10 protein-coding genes are annotated in these 16,575 nt (G+C 71.4%); 6 read left to right on the top strand and 4 right to left on the bottom strand.

Going from position 1 to position 16,575, the window contains the following annotated elements; genetic code table 11:
* Nucleotides 1-390 (top strand): VOC family protein, encoded by a 390-nt coding sequence (locus OG798_RS19975; RefSeq protein ID WP_095854781.1) that lies wholly within the window; start codon nt 1-3, stop codon nt 388-390.
* 12 nt (nt 391-402) lie between these two features.
* Nucleotides 403-1,686, top strand: coding sequence for a hypothetical protein (locus tag OG798_RS19970; protein WP_328757425.1), 1,284 nt, complete (start codon nt 403-405; stop codon nt 1,684-1,686).
* Between the two features lie 731 nt (nt 1,687-2,417).
* Here OG798_RS19970 and OG798_RS19965 read toward each other — a convergent pair.
* Nucleotides 2,418-3,848 carry an MFS transporter gene (locus tag OG798_RS19965; RefSeq protein ID WP_095854783.1) on the bottom strand — a complete coding sequence of 477 codons (1,431 nt, stop codon included), beginning with the start codon at nt 3,846-3,848 and terminating at the stop codon, nt 2,418-2,420.
* A 101-nt stretch (nt 3,849-3,949) separates the two neighbouring features.
* Between OG798_RS19965 and OG798_RS19960 the strand changes: the two genes are divergently transcribed.
* Nucleotides 3,950-4,933 (top strand): helix-turn-helix transcriptional regulator, encoded by a 984-nt coding sequence (locus OG798_RS19960; protein WP_267061717.1) that lies wholly within the window; start codon nt 3,950-3,952, stop codon nt 4,931-4,933.
* A 279-nt stretch (nt 4,934-5,212) separates the two neighbouring features.
* Here the strand turns inward: OG798_RS19960 and OG798_RS19955 are convergent, their stop codons facing one another.
* A complete protein-coding gene (locus OG798_RS19955; protein WP_267061716.1) occupies nt 5,213-6,658 on the bottom strand; it encodes an MFS transporter in 1,446 nt (481 codons plus the stop codon).
* A gap of 176 nt (nt 6,659-6,834) precedes the next feature.
* On the opposite strand from OG798_RS19955, the gene dusB reads away from it, so the two are divergent.
* Entirely contained in the window at nt 6,835-7,989 is a 1,155-nt protein-coding gene (gene dusB, locus OG798_RS19950) for a tRNA dihydrouridine synthase DusB (protein WP_328757423.1), read from the top strand.
* 97 nt (nt 7,990-8,086) lie between these two features.
* On the opposite strand, the gene OG798_RS19945 is transcribed toward dusB, so the two are convergent.
* Together OG798_RS19945 and OG798_RS19940 are read right to left on the bottom strand one after the other, a co-directional pair.
* Nucleotides 8,087-10,024, bottom strand: a complete 1,938-nt coding sequence (locus tag OG798_RS19945) for an amylo-alpha-1,6-glucosidase (protein WP_095854787.1) — start codon at nt 10,022-10,024, stop codon at nt 8,087-8,089.
* Nucleotides 10,021-11,757, bottom strand: coding sequence for an MGH1-like glycoside hydrolase domain-containing protein (locus OG798_RS19940; RefSeq protein ID WP_328760056.1), 1,737 nt, complete (start codon nt 11,755-11,757; stop codon nt 10,021-10,023). Before OG798_RS19940 ends, OG798_RS19945 begins: the two co-directional genes overlap by 4 nt.
* A gap of 221 nt (nt 11,758-11,978) precedes the next feature.
* Here OG798_RS19940 and OG798_RS19935 point away from each other — a divergent pair, with 221 nt between their 5' ends.
* Entirely contained in the window at nt 11,979-13,280 is a 1,302-nt protein-coding gene (locus OG798_RS19935; RefSeq protein ID WP_328760055.1) for an ROK family transcriptional regulator, read from the top strand.
* A 453-nt stretch (nt 13,281-13,733) separates the two neighbouring features.
* Nucleotides 13,734-16,484 carry a pyruvate, phosphate dikinase gene (gene ppdK, locus OG798_RS19930; protein ID WP_267061714.1) on the top strand — a complete coding sequence of 917 codons (2,751 nt, stop codon included), beginning with the start codon at nt 13,734-13,736 and terminating at the stop codon, nt 16,482-16,484.
* The last annotated feature ends 91 nt before the right edge of the window (nt 16,485-16,575 follow it).

Raw genomic sequence — 16,575 nt, 5'->3', positions numbered from 1 at the left:
GTGATCGCCGAACTGCAGTGCGTGGTGCTGGACTGTCCCGAGCCGCTCCGACTCGCCGAGTTCTACGAGGCCTTGCTCGGCGGCAGCGTCAACCGGCCCGACCCGCGCTGGGCGCTCGGCGAGGCCTGGTCGACGCTGCACACCCCGTCCGGTCTCGTGCTCGCCTTCCAGCGAGTGCCGGCCACGGAGTACCGGCCTCCGCAGTGGCCCGATCCCGCCCACCCCCAGCAGTTCCACCTGGACTTCGGCGTCCCCGACCTGGATGGGGCGCGGGAACAGGTCCTGGCTCTGGGTGCGACACCGCTCGACGTCTCCGACGGCCGGACCTGGCACATCTACGCCGATCCGGCAGGACATCCCTTCTGCCTGGTCCGTCACTTTCGTCCGTGAGGAGTCGTATTCATGACGCGTGGGACAGCCGAGCTCGAGGAGCTGTTGCGGCGGGCGGGGCTGGAAGTCGTCGGGGAGCGGCGGGTTCAGGAGGTGCCGTCGCCCCGGTTCGCGTGGCGCGTGGCCGTTCCGGGTGACGCCGAGCGGGTGCTGCGCTTGGCCGGTGACCGGGCGGACCCGATCGGCGAGTTCAACGCGCAGTGGCACCGGCTGGCGGTCGCGGACGGGGTCCTCGACGAGGATGGTGTCTTCCTCATCGACGTCGCAGGCCACCGCTGGGGCAGCGCGCCCTGGGACTGGACGCCGGTCCGGCTCACCGACCGGTGGGACCTCGCCGGAGTGCTGGGCGAACGGCCCGGCGAGCCGAAGTTCGTCGCGCTCTCCACGGACGGTGACAGCCTGCTGGGGACGGCACCCGAGGGCGACGGGATCCGGCTGGTCGCCGTGGCCGGGATGAAGGAGCGGCGGGAGGCGGCCGCGCGGGTGACGGCTCGGGAGACCGCTGAGGAACGCGCCGCTGTCTGGGAGTCGGCGTTCGAGGGGTTGGACCCTTCGGAGGGGCTCCCCACGTCGTGGGCGGACGGGCTGGCGCTCAACCCGGCCACCCCCGACGACCTGCGTGCCGGTCTGCTGGGCCGGTCCACCTACCTCATGTACGGCGCGATGCCGACGGCGGTCGTGGAGGCCGCCATGGTTCACCCGGACTGGCAGATACGGGCGCGGTTGGCCGAGGTCCAGCAGAACATCACGGCCGATCAATGGACCCGCCTGATCCTCGCCGAGCAGAACGAGCGGCACCGGTGGATCCTCACCCTGCTCGCGGCGGAGCGGCGTGCCGAGCTCACCGGACCTGCGCACGAGCGGCTCGCCGTGGATCCCTCCGCCCGGATCCGTGCGGAGACCGCCCGCCTGTCCGGGCTGTCCACGCACCTGCTGACCGTGCTGGCCGCCGACCCCGAGTGGACGGTACGGGCCGCGGCCTGCCCACGGGCCTGGCCCCACCTCCCGAGCGGGACCCGGCACAAGCTGCTCGGTGACCCCAGCGGCAAGGTCCGTGCGGAGGCCCTGCTCCGGCACCACCAGGATCATCCGATGCCCCGGTCCGTCTTCCTCACCGCCGACTTCGCCTCCGACACCGCCTACGGGGGGGTTCCAGGACCGTGCCGTGAAGACCTGCCGTCTGGAGCGCGACCTCGCCGAACACCTGGCCCACCACGGCGATCCCACCCTGCGTCGTTCCCTCGCGGGCAGCCCGGGCCTCGACCCGGACCTGGTGGCCCTCCTCGACCGGGATGAGGACGAGTCCGTCCGCTTCGCGGTCTCCACGCGACCCGACCTCACCGAGGAACAACGGGCCGACATCGACATCGAGTTCGATCCGCGCCTGCGCCACTACCCACTCGACTGGGTCCTGGACCTGCACGACGACCCCGCCGCCCTGCGCCGCCTGGCCGCCTCCGCCCACCCCCTCGTACGCCGCAGCGTCGCCCTCGCCAAGCGCCTCCCGCCGGACGTCGTGGAACTCCTCGCCCGGGACGAGGACCGCGTCGTGCAGCTCTTCCTCGCCGAGTCCTGCGACGACGCGCCCGCCGACATGCTGCTGCGGGTGTGGCAGTGGTGGACCGGCAGCCTCAGCACCCCCGACCGCCCGCACGGACACCCGAACTTCCCCCGCCACGACCTCCTACGCCACGCCGACGACCCGAACCCGCGGATGCGCCAACTGGCCCTGGACGACCCGGAGTCGACGCCCGAACTGGTGGAGCGGTTCAGCCGGGACCCGGACGACGAGGTCAGACACCGGGCCGCGATGGACCCGCGGCTGACGGCGGCATCGGCGGTACGGCTGTTGGACGACCCGTACGACTACATACGCCAAGCGGCCTTCTGGCACGCGCGGTTGCCCGCTCGGGTCGTCGTCCGGCTGCTGCGCGACCCCGACACCGCGGAGCCCGCGGCCCGGCACCCGTCCTTGCCCGTCCCCGTCATGAAACGGATGCTCGAACTGCTCCAACCGCACCCGCAGCTCAGCTGATCGTGCGCGGCAGTCGCAGGCTCAGGGCCGTCGTCAGGACCACGCCCGCCAGTTGGACCAGGAGCGTGGTGACGAGGGCGTCCCGCATGCCGTCGCTCGCGGCGAGGGACAGGAAGAGGGTGCCCAGGGTGGCGACGCCGACGGCGAGGGCCGACTGCTGGGTGGTGGCCATGACGCCACTGCCGACGCCGGCCCGCGCGGACGGCACCTCGGAGAGGATGATCCGGATCAGGACGGGGAGCTGGAGCGCCTGGCCCGCGCCCGCGACCGCCGCGCCCGGCAGCAGCTGCCACACGCCCAGGTCCGGCCAGGACCGCCACGCCGCCAGCGCGATGAGGGCCACGCCCACCGCCTGGATCAGCCCGCCTGCCGTGACGATCCGGGTGCCGTAGCGGGCGATCAGCCGGGGGCCGCAGAGGGAGACGACGAAGAAGACCGCGGCCATCGGCGCCAGGGCCAGGCCCGCCGGGACCGGACCGAGGCCCGCACCACGCTGCAGCGCCACCGCGATGACGAACATGAAGCCGCTGAAGCCGATCGAGAACGGCACGATCATGATCAGGCCCCGGCGGAGCGAGGTCAGCGCGAACAGGCTCGGCGGCACCAGGGGCGTACGGCCCTGGCGGTCCTCCCGGCGCTCGACGAAGTAGAACGCCGCCGCCGCGACGGGGAACAGCGCGAGCGACAGCCAGGTCCACAGGGGCCAGCCCGCCGCCCTGCCCTCGGTGAGCGGGGCGAGGAGCGCGAGCAGGGACACGGCGAGCAGCACCGTGCCGGGGGTGTCGATCGGCTCCGGGTGCTGCGAGCGCGTCTCGGGGACGGCGCGCGTGGCCAGGATCAGGCCGAGGATCACGACGGGCACGTTCACGAGGAACACCGCGCGCCAGCCGGTGCCCGCGATGTCCGCCGCGACGAGGAGGCCGCCGAGTATCTGCCCGGCCACCATGGACAGACCGGCCGTGGCCCCGTACAGGCCCATGGCCTTGGCGCGGCGCGGGCCCGCCGTCGCCGCCTGGATGGTGGCGAGCACCTGCGGCAGCATCGCCGCGGACGCCGCGCCCTGTGCGACGCGCGCCGCCACCAGCGTCCAGGCGCTGGGCGCGAGCCCGCACGCCAGGGAGGTCAGGCCGAAGGCCGCCATGCCGCCGAGGAAGAACTGGCGTCGCCCGAAGAGGTCGCCGAGGCGGCCGCCCAGGACGAGCAGGACGGCGTACGCGACTCCGTACCCGGCGACGACGAGTTCGAGGACGGCTTCGCTCGCGTTCAGGTCCCGGCCGATGGTCGGGAGGGCTACGTTGACGATGAAGAAGTCGATGAGGGGCAGTGCCGCTCCGAGCAGCACGGTGAAGAGGCCGAGGCCGCTGAGCACGGGTGCTGCGGAGGGCGAGCGGACTGGAGTCCTGAGAGTTCCGGTTTCGGTCACGTCCTCCAGACTTCTCCTGACCTCAGACTGGTACCAGAGTGTCCTTATCCTGGTAGAAGCACTACCTGGCAACAGGTTCCGGTGAACGGCAGGCTGGAGGCATGACGACGATGACGCAGGAGAGCACCGCTCCCCGGCCGGTGGCGGCCATCGACCCCGTTCAGCGGGCGGTGTCCGTGACGTCCCCCCGGCCGGTGGACCCCGAGCCGCACGGCTCCGCCGCCCCCCGCGGCAGCGAGATCCGGCGGCACGAGCTCGCCGCCTTCCTGCGCAACCGCCGTGAGCGCATCACACCGGAGCAGGTCGGACTGCCCCGCGGCCGCCGCCGGCGCACGCCGGGCCTGCGCCGCGAGGAGGTCGCGCAGCTCTCCGCCGTCGGCGTCACCTGGTACACCTGGCTCGAACAGGCCCGCGACATCCAGGTCTCCGAACAGGTCCTCGACGCCCTGGCCCGCACCCTGCTGCTCGACTCCAGCGAGCGCGCCCACCTCTTCCGGCTGGCCGGAGCCGTCGACCCCACGCCCGCCGCGCGGTGCCCGACCATCACCCCGGCCCTGCTCGAGATGCTGTCCCAGCTGGAGCCGGTCCCGGCCTGCATCCAGAACAGCCGCTACGACATCCTGGCGTACAACCGCACGTACGCCAGGCTGATGATGCGCGACCTCAACGCCGTACCGCCCGAGGACCGCAACTGCATGGTCCTCGTCTACACCCACCCGGAGTGGCGCGAGTCGATCGTGCTCCTGGACGAGACCATGCGCACGATGGCGGCCAAGCTGCGCGGCTCGATGGCCGGCCATCTCGGCGAGCCCGCCTGGAAGATGCTCGTCAAGCGGCTGCGGACGGAGTCGGCGGAGTTCCGTGAGATCTGGGAGCGCTACGAGGTGTTCGGCGGCGTGCCCAGCAAGACCAAGCAGTTCCTGAACCCGTACGTCGGGCCGCTCACCCTCGACCACATCGACCTGTGGCTGGCCCCCGACATGGGCGCGCGCATGGTGACGTACGCCCCCATGGACGAGCAGAACCGCGAGCGCCTGAGGAAGCTGCACGAGATCGCGCTGACGGCGGAGACGGAAGCCGCCTAGGCCGACAGGGCCTGGAGCAAGCACGCCTGGGCCTACAGGGCCTGGGGCACGCCTAGGGCCTGTCCGGCGGATCATGCCGCAGACGCGGGGCTTGGCACGCCCTCCCCCAAGCTCTTCGAGCAGGGGGTGCCCCCAGCGGCGTTGTCGTCGGTCGCCATGGCTCCGCCATGACTCCCTCCTCCGCCTTGCAGCTGCACGCACCAAGCCCCGCTCACCAGCGTTGATGAGGCACGGTCCGTTTCCTGCGACTTGATCCGCCGGACAGGCCCTAGGCCAGCCCTAGGCCCGGACGCCCACCGAGTCCCGGACCTCCGCCGACTCCAGCTGCCGCGCCGTCCGCTCGGCCGTCCCGCGTGCCCAGCGTCCGCTGGTCAGCGCGCCCAGGACGAGCACGGCGAGACCGCAGCCGGCCAGGATCCACCAGCCGGGGCGGGCGGCCGACACGAACGTCTCCCGGTACGCCGAGGCCTGGATGCCGGAGGCGAGGACCGCGCCGACCACGGCGACACCGAGGGTGCCGCCGATCTGGCGGCTGGTGGAGGCGACGGCGGCCGCGACCCCGGCCTGGGTGCGGGGCATGCCGGAGACGGCGGTGTTGGTGATGGGGGCGTTCACGAAGCCGAAGCCGAGGCCGAAGAGGACGTACCCGATGACGAGCGTGACGTTCGACGTCTCGCCTTCGAACGCGGCGAAGAGAATCCCGCTCGCGGTCATCGAGACCCCCGCGATCAGCAGGGGCAGCCGCGGCCCCCGGTTGCCGACCAGCCGCCCCGAGATCGGCGCGCACACGAAGCACATGACCGCCATGGGCAGCATCCACAGGCCCGCGTGCAGCGCGTCCAGACCGCGCACGTTCTGCAGATAGAGCGTCGAGAGGAACAGGAACCCGCTGAGCGCGGCGAACGCGCTGATGGCGACGACCGTGGCCCCGCTGAACGGCGCCGAACGGAAGAAGCGCAGGTCGATGAGGGGTTCGGCGCGCCGGGGCTCGTACCACAGCAGGCCGAGCAGCGCGGCGACGGCGATCGCGCCGAAGGCGAGGGTCTGGGGGGCGCCGGAGTTGGGCGCCTCGATGATCGCGTACGTCAGGGAGCCGAGCAGCGCGATGACGAGGAGCTGCCCGACCGGGTCGGGGCGGCGGGCCTTGGGGGCGCGGGACTCGGGGACGTAACGCCAGGTGAGCAGGAGCGCGGCGAGGCCGACCGGGAGGTTGATCCAGAAGATCGACCGCCAGCCGACCGAGTCCACGAGCAGGCCGCCGACGATCGGACCCGCGGCCATCGATATGCCGACCACACCACCCCAGACGCCGATCGCGCGGGCGCGCTCGCGCGGGTCCGTGAAGGTGTTGGTGATGATCGACATCGCGACCGGGTTCAGCATCGAGCCGCCGACCGCCTGCACCATGCGGAAGGCGACGAGCGAGTCCAGGTTCGGAGCGACGGAGCACAGGACCGAGCCGAGGGTGAAGATCACCAGGCCCGCTTTGAAGACCCGGCGGCGGCCGATGCGGTCGGCGGTCGAGCCCGCGAGCATCAACAGTGACGCCAGGACCAGCGTGTACGCGTCGATGGTCCACTGGAGGCCCGCCACGCTCGCGTGCAGTTCCTTCTGCATCGAGGGGAGAGCGACGTTCAGGACCGTGTTGTCGAGGCTCACGATCAGCAGGCTCATGCAGCAGATCGCGAGGACGAGAAGCCGGTGGCGGGGACTGAGCTCGGGCATTCCTACAGCCTACGCCCGTGTCGATAGTGTGTCTAACTAATGACCATCCCCTGACCCTCCCTGACTCTCCCCTCACCCTCCCCTGCCCCTCCCTGACCTTCCTCTGTTGCGCACCGCACTCATCCATGACCGGCACCACAGTCATCGCACCCGTCCGCGTACGCGACAATGGGGGAATGTCCACGACCGCCCTCGCCCCCGCCACCCCGCTGTCGATCGGCCCCCACACCGTCCAGCCGCCCGTCGTCCTCGCCCCCATGGCCGGGATCACGAACGCGCCGTTCCGCACGCTGTGCCGCGAGTTCAGCGGCGGCAAGGGCCTGTTCGTCAGCGAGATGATCACCACGCGGGCGCTGGTCGAGCGCAACGAGAAGACCATGCAGCTGATCCACTTCGACGCGACCGAGAAGCCGCGCTCGATCCAGCTGTACGGCGTGGACCCGGCGACCGTCGGCAAGGCCGTCCGCATGATCGCGGAGGAGGGCCTCGCCGACCACATCGACCTGAACTTCGGCTGCCCGGTCCCGAAGGTCACCCGCAAGGGCGGCGGCTCCGCCCTCCCGTACAAGCGCAACCTCCTGCGGGCGATCCTGCGCGAGGCCGTCAGCGGGGCGGGCGACCTCCCGGTGACGATGAAGATGCGCAAGGGCATCGACGACGACCACGTGACGTTCCTCGACGCCGGACGGATCGCCGTCGAGGAGGGCGTCACCGCCATCGCCCTGCACGGCCGCACCGCCGCCCAGCACTACGGCGGCACGGCCGACTGGGACGCCATCGCACGCCTCAAGGAGCACGTGCCGGAGATCCCCGTCCTCGGCAACGGCGACATCTGGTCGGCGGAGGACGCGCTGCGGATGGTGCGCGAGACCGGCTGCGACGGGGTCGTGGTCGGGCGCGGCTGCCTCGGCAGGCCGTGGCTGTTCGGCGACCTGGTGGCCGCCTTCGAGGGGCGCCAGGACGCCTACGCCCGCCCGACCCTGCGCGAGGTCGCGGCCGTCATGGTCCGCCACGCCACCCTGCTCGGCGAGTGGATCGGCGACGAGGCGCGCGGCGTCATCGACTTCCGCAAGCACGTGGCCTGGTACCTGAAGGGCTTCGCGGTCGGCTCCGAAATGCGCAAGCGGCTCGCGATCACGTCGTCCCTCGCCGAACTCTCCGACGGCCTCGCCGAGCTGGACCTCGACCAGCCCTGGCCGACGGGCGCGGACGGCCCGCGCGGCCGCACGTCCGGCAACAACCGGGTCGTCCTGCCGGACGGCTGGCTCAAGGACCCGTACGACTGCGCGGGCATCGGCGAGGACGCGGAACTGGACACGTCCGGGGGCTGACTCTCCTGTCGGGGGCCGGGGGCTCCCTCAAGCGCCCCGAAAGGGGCGCGGGGAACTGCGCGACCAGCCCCCAAGAACCCGCACCCGACTTCCGGCCTCAAGCGCCCCCGACCGCCGTGAGCAACGCGAGTGGTGCCGCCGCCGAACGGGACTCCCGTACGCACGCATGCGGATAAGGCACCGGCTCCCCGTGTGTCTCGCGGCCGTACCCCGCGAGGACCTCCGGCAGCCGGTGGCCGGCGACCGTGGCGGCGTCGACGAGCGCGTGGGCGACCGTCCGGGCCTCGTCGTGCAGGCCGTAGCGGGACAGCCCCAGCGTGATCAACGCGTTGTCGTGCGGCCAGACCGAACCGCGGTGGTACGACAACGGGTGGTACGCCGGCTGGCCGGCGGCCAGGGTGCGCACACCCCAGCCGGAGAAGAAGTCCGGCTCCAGCAGGCGGCGGCCGACCAGTTCGCCGTACTCCTTGTCGAGCAGCCCCGACCACAGCAGGTGCCCGGCGTCCGAGGCGAGGGCGTCGACCTGACGGCCGTCACCGTCCAACGCCAGCGCGGGGAAGGCGTGTTCACTCATCCAGAAGTCCCGCTGGAAACGGTCACGGAGGTCGCCCGCCGCCTGTTCGAGCAGAGCGGCGTAGACCTCGTCGCCCCAGACCGTACGGGCCAGGTGGGCGGTGCGGCGCAGCGCGTCGTACGCGTATCCCTGCGCGCCCGCGGCCATCACCGGCCCACTGGGACGGCTCCCGTCGGCGGAACAGATCGCGCCGGGGGAGTCCTTCCAGTTCTGGTTGGCGAGGCCGCCGCCGTCCGCGCGGTAGACGAGATAGCCGACGGAGGTCAGACCGCCGTGGTCCAGCATCCAGCCGATCGCCGCCCGGGCGTTCGCCTCCAGCCGCCGGGCCAGAGCCGGGTCACCCGTCTGCTCGGTGTACGCGCCGAGCAGCACCAGGAACAGCGGCGTCGCGTCCACCGATCCGTAGTACCGCCCGTACGGCACCTGCCCGAAGTGCGCCAGCTCACCGTGCCGCACCTCGTGCACGATCTTGCCGGGCTGGGCCACCGCACCCGCTCCCACCTCGACCGCCTGCGTCGCGGCGAGCGCGGGCAGCGTGGCGGCGGCGAGCTCGGGGCGGTAGGGGAGCGCGAACAGGGAGGTCAGCAGGGCGTCGCGGCCCAGGAGCGTGAGGAACCACGGCACTCCGGCCGCCGGCACCCGCAGCTCCTCCCCGTCCGGGCCCGTCGCCGGGACCTGGAGCACCGCGAGATCGGACAGCCCGCGCGCACAGGCCGCGGCCAGCTCCGGCCAGCCGGTCGGGAAGGGCACGCCGTCCGCGAACTCGCCCTCCAGCGCGAGGAGTCGTTCATTCGCCGCGGAGGGTGAGGCGGGCACCTCCGGGTCCTTCAGCGCCCCGTGCGGGCGGGCCGCCACGCGCAGTGCCAGCTCCGCCGAGGCGTGCGGTTCGAGGTCCAGGGTCCATACGAGGCGACGGGCGCCGGTGCCGGTCTCCTCGACCCCGTCCGGCGGCGGCTCGGAGGTGACCGTCGTACAGGACCGCCACTCCCCGCGCTGGTAGCTGAACTCCACCCCGTCATCGAGGACCTGACGCCCTCGCACGGCGCCGATCTTGGCGTACGTACGGTAGTCGGAGCGCAGCTCGAACTGGTCCGTGAAGTCGGCGTCCACGGTGAGCGCGATGCGCACGGTCGTGGGCGACGGGCGGTTGCTGGTGACGCGCAGCGCCTCCACGAACGCGCCGTCGGTGACGGCCTGTTCACGGAAGAGCGTGTACGCGGGCGGTTCGTTGCGCCCGCCGCGCGGGACGAGGACGCAGCGCGCCGTGTCGCCGTCCGCGACCGGCGTCAGCGCCTCGGGCACCGCGCCGTCGACAGTCAGCTGCCAGCGGCTGAGGTGCCGGGCGTCCCGTACGAATAACCCGTCCGGGGAGCTGCCGCTGCGCACCCCGCTGATGTCCCCGCCGTCGCCCACGGCGGCGAACGTCCCACCGTGCACGAGCAGATGATGCCGGTCCGTCATCCCCGGTCCCCTCCCTTGGCGCCCGTCTCGAATGAACTGTGTGGCGTGTGTGGCGTATGTGTCGTGTGTGATGCGTGCGATGTGTGTGGCGGCGTGCCGTGCACGCTGTCGAACGCGCGGTACCCCGGATGGGACACGACGTGCGTCGACTGATCCACCCGATCCACCCGATCCGCCCGCTCCGCCTGGTCGGCTCGCGCGGGCTCGTGCAGCAGGTCCAGCGTCAGCGCGGCCGTCCAGCTGAAGCCGAGCGCGCCGCAGGCCTCGCCGGTGTACGGATCCACGTACTCCGCGAACCCGGACGTGTCGGCCGTCTCCAGCAGCGCCGCCCGCAACTCCTCCGCGCGCCCGTGCTCCCCGTGCAGCCGCAGCCCGCGCTCCAGCAGCCAGTTCGTGTTGAACCACGCCGGGCCGCGCCAGTAGCGGTGCGGGTCGAAGGCGTGCCCGGTCAGGTCGTAGCTCGGCGCCAGCCGGGCGACCCCGCCGAGCCCGAAGTGCGGCCCGCCCGCCGTGCGGACCAGGGTGGCGGCGATGTCGCGGGGGAGTGCGGGGACGATGAGCGGGAGCAGCCCGGCCACGCTGCGCTCGGGGATGAGCGCTCCGGTGCGAGAGCGCTGCTCCGAAGTGTGAGCACCGCTCTGGCGGGAGCGCCGATCCGAAGCGTGAGCACTGCTCTCGGTGGAGCGCTGCTCCGGCGCGAGAGCACCGCTCCGAGAGCCCCGCTCCGACCCGTGAGCACCGCTCTCGGAAGAGCGCCGCTCCGAACCGAGAGCACCGCTCTCGACCCGGTCGCCCCCATCCCCGCCATACACATCCCGGCAGAAGAACATCCCCTCCGCCGGGTCCCACAGGCGTTCCACCAGTGCCGCAGTCAACCGTTCCGCGCGCGCGTGCCGCGCCGTCCCCGCCGCGCCCAGTTCCTGCGCGATCGCGGCGAGCGCGTGCTCGGAGGCGATCAGCAGCGCGTTGAACGCCGGGTCCTCGACGGCGAACTCGCCGGCGCCGTCGGCGTACCCGCCGTCCCGGTAGTCCGTCGCGAGTCGCACGTACCGGCCGTAGTCGAGGTCCGTCGGCCGGTCCTCCGCGGACCCGTGGTCGAGGTCGGCGCGGCGGAAGGAGCGCGGCGCGGCCGGGGTGACGCGGCTGAGCGGGGCGTCCCAGCACGGGCTGTTGTCCATGCCCTGCTCCCACGGGTGGACCACGGAGGCGAGCCCGCCGCCGCCCAGGTCCCGCCGGTGCAGCAGATAGCGGTGCCAGGCGGCCAGCCGGGGATACATCCGGGAGAGGAAGGAACGCGACCGGGACAGACCCGGGTCGGCCTGGTGCACCAGCCAGGCGGCGAGCGCGTGCACCGGTGGCTGCACGATGCCCGACGTCTGTACGGTGCGCGGGGCGCCCGCAGCGCGCCCCGCGGTCGAGGAGCGCCAGAAGTCGGGGCTCGGGAAGTAGGCGTCGAGCGGGACGGAGGGGTTGAACACGATGTGCGGGATCCGGCCGTCACCCCATTGGGCGCCGAGCAGCGTCTCCAGTTCCGTCTGCGCCCTCAAGGGGGACAGGTGGCGCAGGCCGATCGCGATGAAGGCGGAGTCCCAGGACCACTGGTGCGGATACAGGCCGTGCGAGGGAACCGTGGACGTTCCCGTCCAGTTGCCTTCGAGCACCCGGGCGGCCCTGAGGTGCAGCGACCCGGTCGGCCGGTCGGGATCGTATACGTGCGCACCGGAGTGGGTGATCTCGTGCGAACCGGGCGGAGCGGGGGAACCCGAGGTGCGCGCGGGGGCGGTGGTCCCCGTGCGGCGGATGGTGAGTTGGGTTGTGCGGTCCACTCAGGTCTCCCCGAAGACGTCCGGCCGATCGGTTCGGCACTAGCTACCGTAGGGTTACGTCTATTTAACACGCAAAACTCAATATGTAATGCAGAGTTGGTGAGCGCAAGGGGTTGGGCATGACAGACATGGCGGGGACGGCGGGAAGGGCGGCGAAGGCCATGAGGGCCGGGCATCAGGCAAGCGCCGGGGAACTGCTCGAACTGGTGCGCAGCGGGCGTGCCACGACGCGCGGCGCGCTGCAGCAGGCCACCGGTCTGTCGCGGGCCACGGTCGGCCAGCGCCTCGACCGGCTCTTCCGCGCGGGCTGGCTGCGCGAGGGCGCGGGCGGCCGGGTGGACTCCCCCCAGGGCGGTCGGCCCTCGATCACCCTCGAGTTCGACGACGAACACGCCGTCGTCCTCGCCGCCGATCTCGACACCCGGCACGGCCGGGCCGCCGTCGTCTCGCTGAGCGGCGAGATCCAGGCCGAGCACCACGGAAGCCTGCGCATCGAGGACGGCCCGGACGCCGTACTGGGCGAACTCGGTCGTTGGTTCGCCGAGTTGCTGGAGAAGGCCGGGCAACGCGCGGACGCGGTGTGCGGGATCGGGATCGCGGTGCCGGGCCCGGTCGACACCGACACCGGCAAGGTGGTGCAGCCGCCGATCATGCCCGGCTGGGACGGCTACGACATACGCGGGCGTCTGGGACGTGCCTTCGCCGAGCATGCCGGCATCAAGAGCGCCGGTGGTGCCGGTAGCGCGGGTGGTGCGGGTGGTGCCACGGGCGCCGGGGTCACCCGGAGCGGCGCCCGGATCCCCGTACTCGTCGACAACGACGCCAACCTCATGGCGTACGGGGAACAGCGCACCGGTTATCCGGACTGTTCGGCGTTCGCCCTGGTCAAGGTCTCCACCGGTATCGGTGCGGGCATGGTCGTCGGCGGCGCCATCTACCGGGGCGTCGACGGGGGCGCCGGGGACATCGGGCACATCCGGGTGGGCGCGGACGCGCTGTGCCGGTGCGGTTCGTACGGCTGTCTGGCCGCCGTCGCGAGCGGTGGCGCGGTGGCGCGCAGGCTCGCCGAGTCCGGTGTCCCGGCCACCTCCGGCTCGGATGTGCGCGACCTGCTGACGGCCGGGCACCCGGAGGCGATGGCGCTCGCGCGGGAGGCGGGGCGCCAGGTCGGGGACGTACTCGCGACCGTGGTGACCCTGCTCAACCCGGGTGTGCTGATGATCGCCGGGGATTTGGCCGGAACCCCGTTCCTCACGGGTGTGCGCGAGCTGCTGTACCAGCGGGCGCTGCCGCGTTCGACCGCTCATCTGGACGTGGTGACCTCGCGGCTCGGGGAGCGGGCGGGGCTGGTGGGGGCCGGTGCGCTGGTCGTGGAGTACCTGTACGCGCCGGAGCGGGTGGAGGAACGGCTGGCGGCGCTGGGTGTGTGACGCCTGTGTGACGCACACGGGTGGCGGGGCGTGTGACATCCGTGTGTCGCGTCCGCGTCGCGTCCACATCGTGGTCCGCATGATGAAATTCGGGCCGTCTTCACTGCGTGATTCTCGCCACCCTTGATAGGAGTGGCGCTCAGATGAGCGGATCTTGGGCGACTGCACTTCCCTAAGGGGTGGCACTCAGTGCCACCCGTTGATCGTTCATCGATTAAACTCAGACGTGTCAGCTACCGCTCATCTGAGCGTATACTTCCCTCTGAGGGCGTCGATTCGTTCAAGAAGTGAAAACATCTCCCCGTGGCCGCTTGCCAAGGCTTGACTTTCAATCGAGTGGCGGACGGGTGGTTACAGGCGTATGACGTGCAAGTAGACGTACCCAGGCGCCTTCGATCTGGGTATGTTCCTCGCCGTCAGGGCAGCCACCGCGACGTCGAGGAGTCGAGACTCGTGTCGGAAAACAAAGATCCCCATGTAGCCGAGAGCGGCGACAGCGGCGTTGAGGGTACGAAGTTCGTTTACGACTTCACCGAAGGCAACAGGGACCTCAAGGACCTCCTCGGCGGCAAGGGTGCGAACCTCGCCGAGATGACCAACCTGGGCCTTCCCGTCCCTCCGGGCTTCACCATCACCACCGAGGCGTGCAAGACCTACCTCGGCAGTGGCGAGGAGCCGGCGGCACTGCGTGACGAGGTGAGCGCGCACCTCGAGGCCCTCGAAGCGACGATGGGCAAGAAGCTCGGCCAGGCCGACGACCCCCTCCTCGTATCCGTCCGTTCCGGGGCGAAGTTCTCCATGCCGGGCATGATGGACACCGTGCTGAACATCGGCCTCTCCGACAAGTCGGTCCAGGGCCTCGCCAAGCAGGCAGGCGACGACCGCTTCGCGTGGGACTCGTACCGCCGCCTCATCCAGATGTTCGGCAAGACGGTCCTCGGCGTCGACGGCGAGCTCTTCGAGGACGCGCTGGACGCGGCGAAGACGGCCAAGAAGGTCACGGTCGACACGGAGCTGGAGGCCGCGGACCTCAAGAAGCTGGTCACCAAGTTCAAGAGGATCGTCAAGGCCGAGGCCGGCCGGGACTTCCCGCAGGACCCACGCGAGCAGATGGACCTCGCGATCCACGCGGTCTTCGACTCCTGGAACACCGACCGCGCCAAGCTCTACCGCCGCCAGGAGCGCATCCCGCACGACCTCGGCACCGCGGTCAACGTCTGTTCGATGGTCTTCGGCAACCTAGGCCCCGACTCGGGCACGGGTGTGGCGTTCACGCGCGACCCCGCATCCGGCCACCAGGGCGTGTACGGCGACTACCTCCAGAACGCCCAGGGTGAGGACGTGGTCGCGGGCATCCGCAACACGGTCCCGCTCGCCGAGCTGGAGTCGATCGACAAGAAGTCGTACGACCAGCTGATGCAGATCATGGAGACCCTGGAGAACCACTACAAGGATCTCTGCGACATCGAGTTCACCATCGAGCGCGGCCAGCTGTGGATGCTCCAGACCCGCGTCGGCAAGCGCACCGCCGGTGCGGCCTTCCGTATCGCCACGCAGCTGGTGGACCAGGGCCTGATCGACGAGGCGGAGGCACTCCAGCGTGTGACGGGCGCCCAGCTCGCGCAGCTGATGTTCCCGCGCTTCGACGACCAGGCGAAGGTCGACCAGATCGGCCGGGGCATCGCGGCGTCGCCGGGCGCGGCGGTCGGCAAGGCGGTCTTCGACTCGTACACCGCGATCAAGTGGTCGCGTTCGGGCGAGAAGGTCATCCTGATCCGCCGTGAGACCAACCCCGACGACCTGGACGGCATGATCGCGGCCGAGGGCATCCTGACCTCGCGTGGCGGCAAGACCTCGCACGCCGCCGTCGTGGCGCGCGGCATGGGCAAGACGTGCGTGTGCGGCGCCGAGGAGCTCGAGGTCGACACCAAGCGGCGCCGGATGACGGCCCCGGGCGGAGTGGTCATCGAGGAGGGTGACGTCGTCTCGATCGACGGCTCGACGGGCAAGGTCTACCTGGGCGAGGTCCCGGTCGTGCCCTCCCCGGTCGTCGAGTACTTCGAGGGCCGGATGCACGCGGGCGCCGACGACGCGGACGAGCTGGTCGCGGCCGTCCACCGGATCATGGCGTACGCGGACCGGGTCCGCCGCCTGCGCGTCCGCGCCAACGCGGACAACGCGGAGGACGCCCTCCGTGCCCGCCGCTTCGGCGCGCAGGGCATCGGCCTGTGCCGCACCGAGCACATGTTCCTCGGCGACCGGCGCGAACTGGTCGAGCGCCTGATCCTGGCCGACACGGAGGCGGAGCGCGAGGACTCCCTCAAGGAGCTCCTGCCCCTCCAGAAGCGGGACTTCGTCGAACTCTTCGAGGCGATGGACGGCCTCCCGGTGACGATCCGCCTCCTGGACCCGCCGCTGCACGAGTTCCTGCCGGACGTGACCGAACTGTCCGTACGGGTGGCCCTGGCCGAGTCGCGCGGCGACGCCAACGAGAACGACCTGCGCCTGCTCCAGGCCGTGCACCGCCTGCACGAGCAGAACCCGATGCTGGGTCTGCGCGGCGTACGCCTCGGCTTGGTCATCCCCGGCCTGTTCACCATGCAGGTACGGGCGATCGCGGAGGCGGCGGCCGAGCGCAAGAACGCCAAGGGCGACCCGCGGGCCGAGATCATGATCCCCCTCGTCGGTACGGTCCAGGAGCTGGAGATCGTCCGCGAGGAGGCCGACCAGGTCATCTCGGAGGTACAGGCGGCTGCCGGCACGAACCTCAGGCTCGCCATCGGCACGATGATCGAACTCCCGCGGGCCGCCCTGACCGCCGGTCAGATCGCCGAGGCCGCCGAGTTCTTCTCCTTCGGTACGAACGACCTCACGCAGACCGTCTGGGGCTTCTCCCGGGACGACGTGGAGGCGAGCTTCTTCACCGCGTACCTGGAGAAGGGGATCTTCGGCGTCTCCCCCTTCGAGACCATCGACAAGGACGGTGTGGGTTCCCTGGTGAAGTCGGCCGTGCAGGCCGGCCGCGCCACCCGCCCCGACCTGAAGCTCGGCGTCTGCGGCGAACACGGCGGCGACCCCGAGTCCGTCCACTTCTTCCACGAGGTGGGACTGGACTACGTGTCCTGCTCCCCCTTCCGGATCCCGGTGGCACGCCTGGAGGCGGGCCGCGCGGCGTCGACGGCGAAGGGCAGCGACCACCGCTAGCCCGCCGGAACTCCGGAGCCGCCGACGGTCAACCCCGACCCTCACCGACGGCCGACGGCTCCGGCGCACGAAAGAAACGGGGCGGCACCTT

The organism is Streptomyces sp. NBC_00271 (assembly GCF_036178845.1).
Taxonomy (GTDB): Bacteria; Actinomycetota; Actinomycetes; order Streptomycetales; family Streptomycetaceae; genus Streptomyces.
The sequence above is the reverse complement of the archived record's forward strand: the minus strand, read 5'-3'. Positions and strand labels throughout refer to the sequence as shown.

Excerpts from the sequence above, each read along its gene's own strand:
- OG798_RS19970 (WP_328757425.1), top strand. The coding sequence starts at position 403 with ATGACGCGTGGGACAGCCGAGCTCGAGGAGCTGTTGCGGCGGGCGGGG.
- OG798_RS19960 (WP_267061717.1), top strand. The coding sequence starts at position 3,950 with ATGACGACGATGACGCAGGAGAGCACCGCTCCCCGGCCGGTGGCGGCC.
- OG798_RS19955 (WP_267061716.1), bottom strand. The coding sequence starts at position 6,658 with ATGCCCGAGCTCAGTCCCCGCCACCGGCTTCTCGTCCTCGCGATCTGC.
- dusB (WP_328757423.1), top strand. The coding sequence starts at position 6,835 with ATGTCCACGACCGCCCTCGCCCCCGCCACCCCGCTGTCGATCGGCCCC.
- OG798_RS19945 (WP_095854787.1), bottom strand. The coding sequence starts at position 10,024 with ATGACGGACCGGCATCATCTGCTCGTGCACGGTGGGACGTTCGCCGCC.
- OG798_RS19935 (WP_328760055.1), top strand. The coding sequence starts at position 11,979 with ATGGCGGGGACGGCGGGAAGGGCGGCGAAGGCCATGAGGGCCGGGCAT.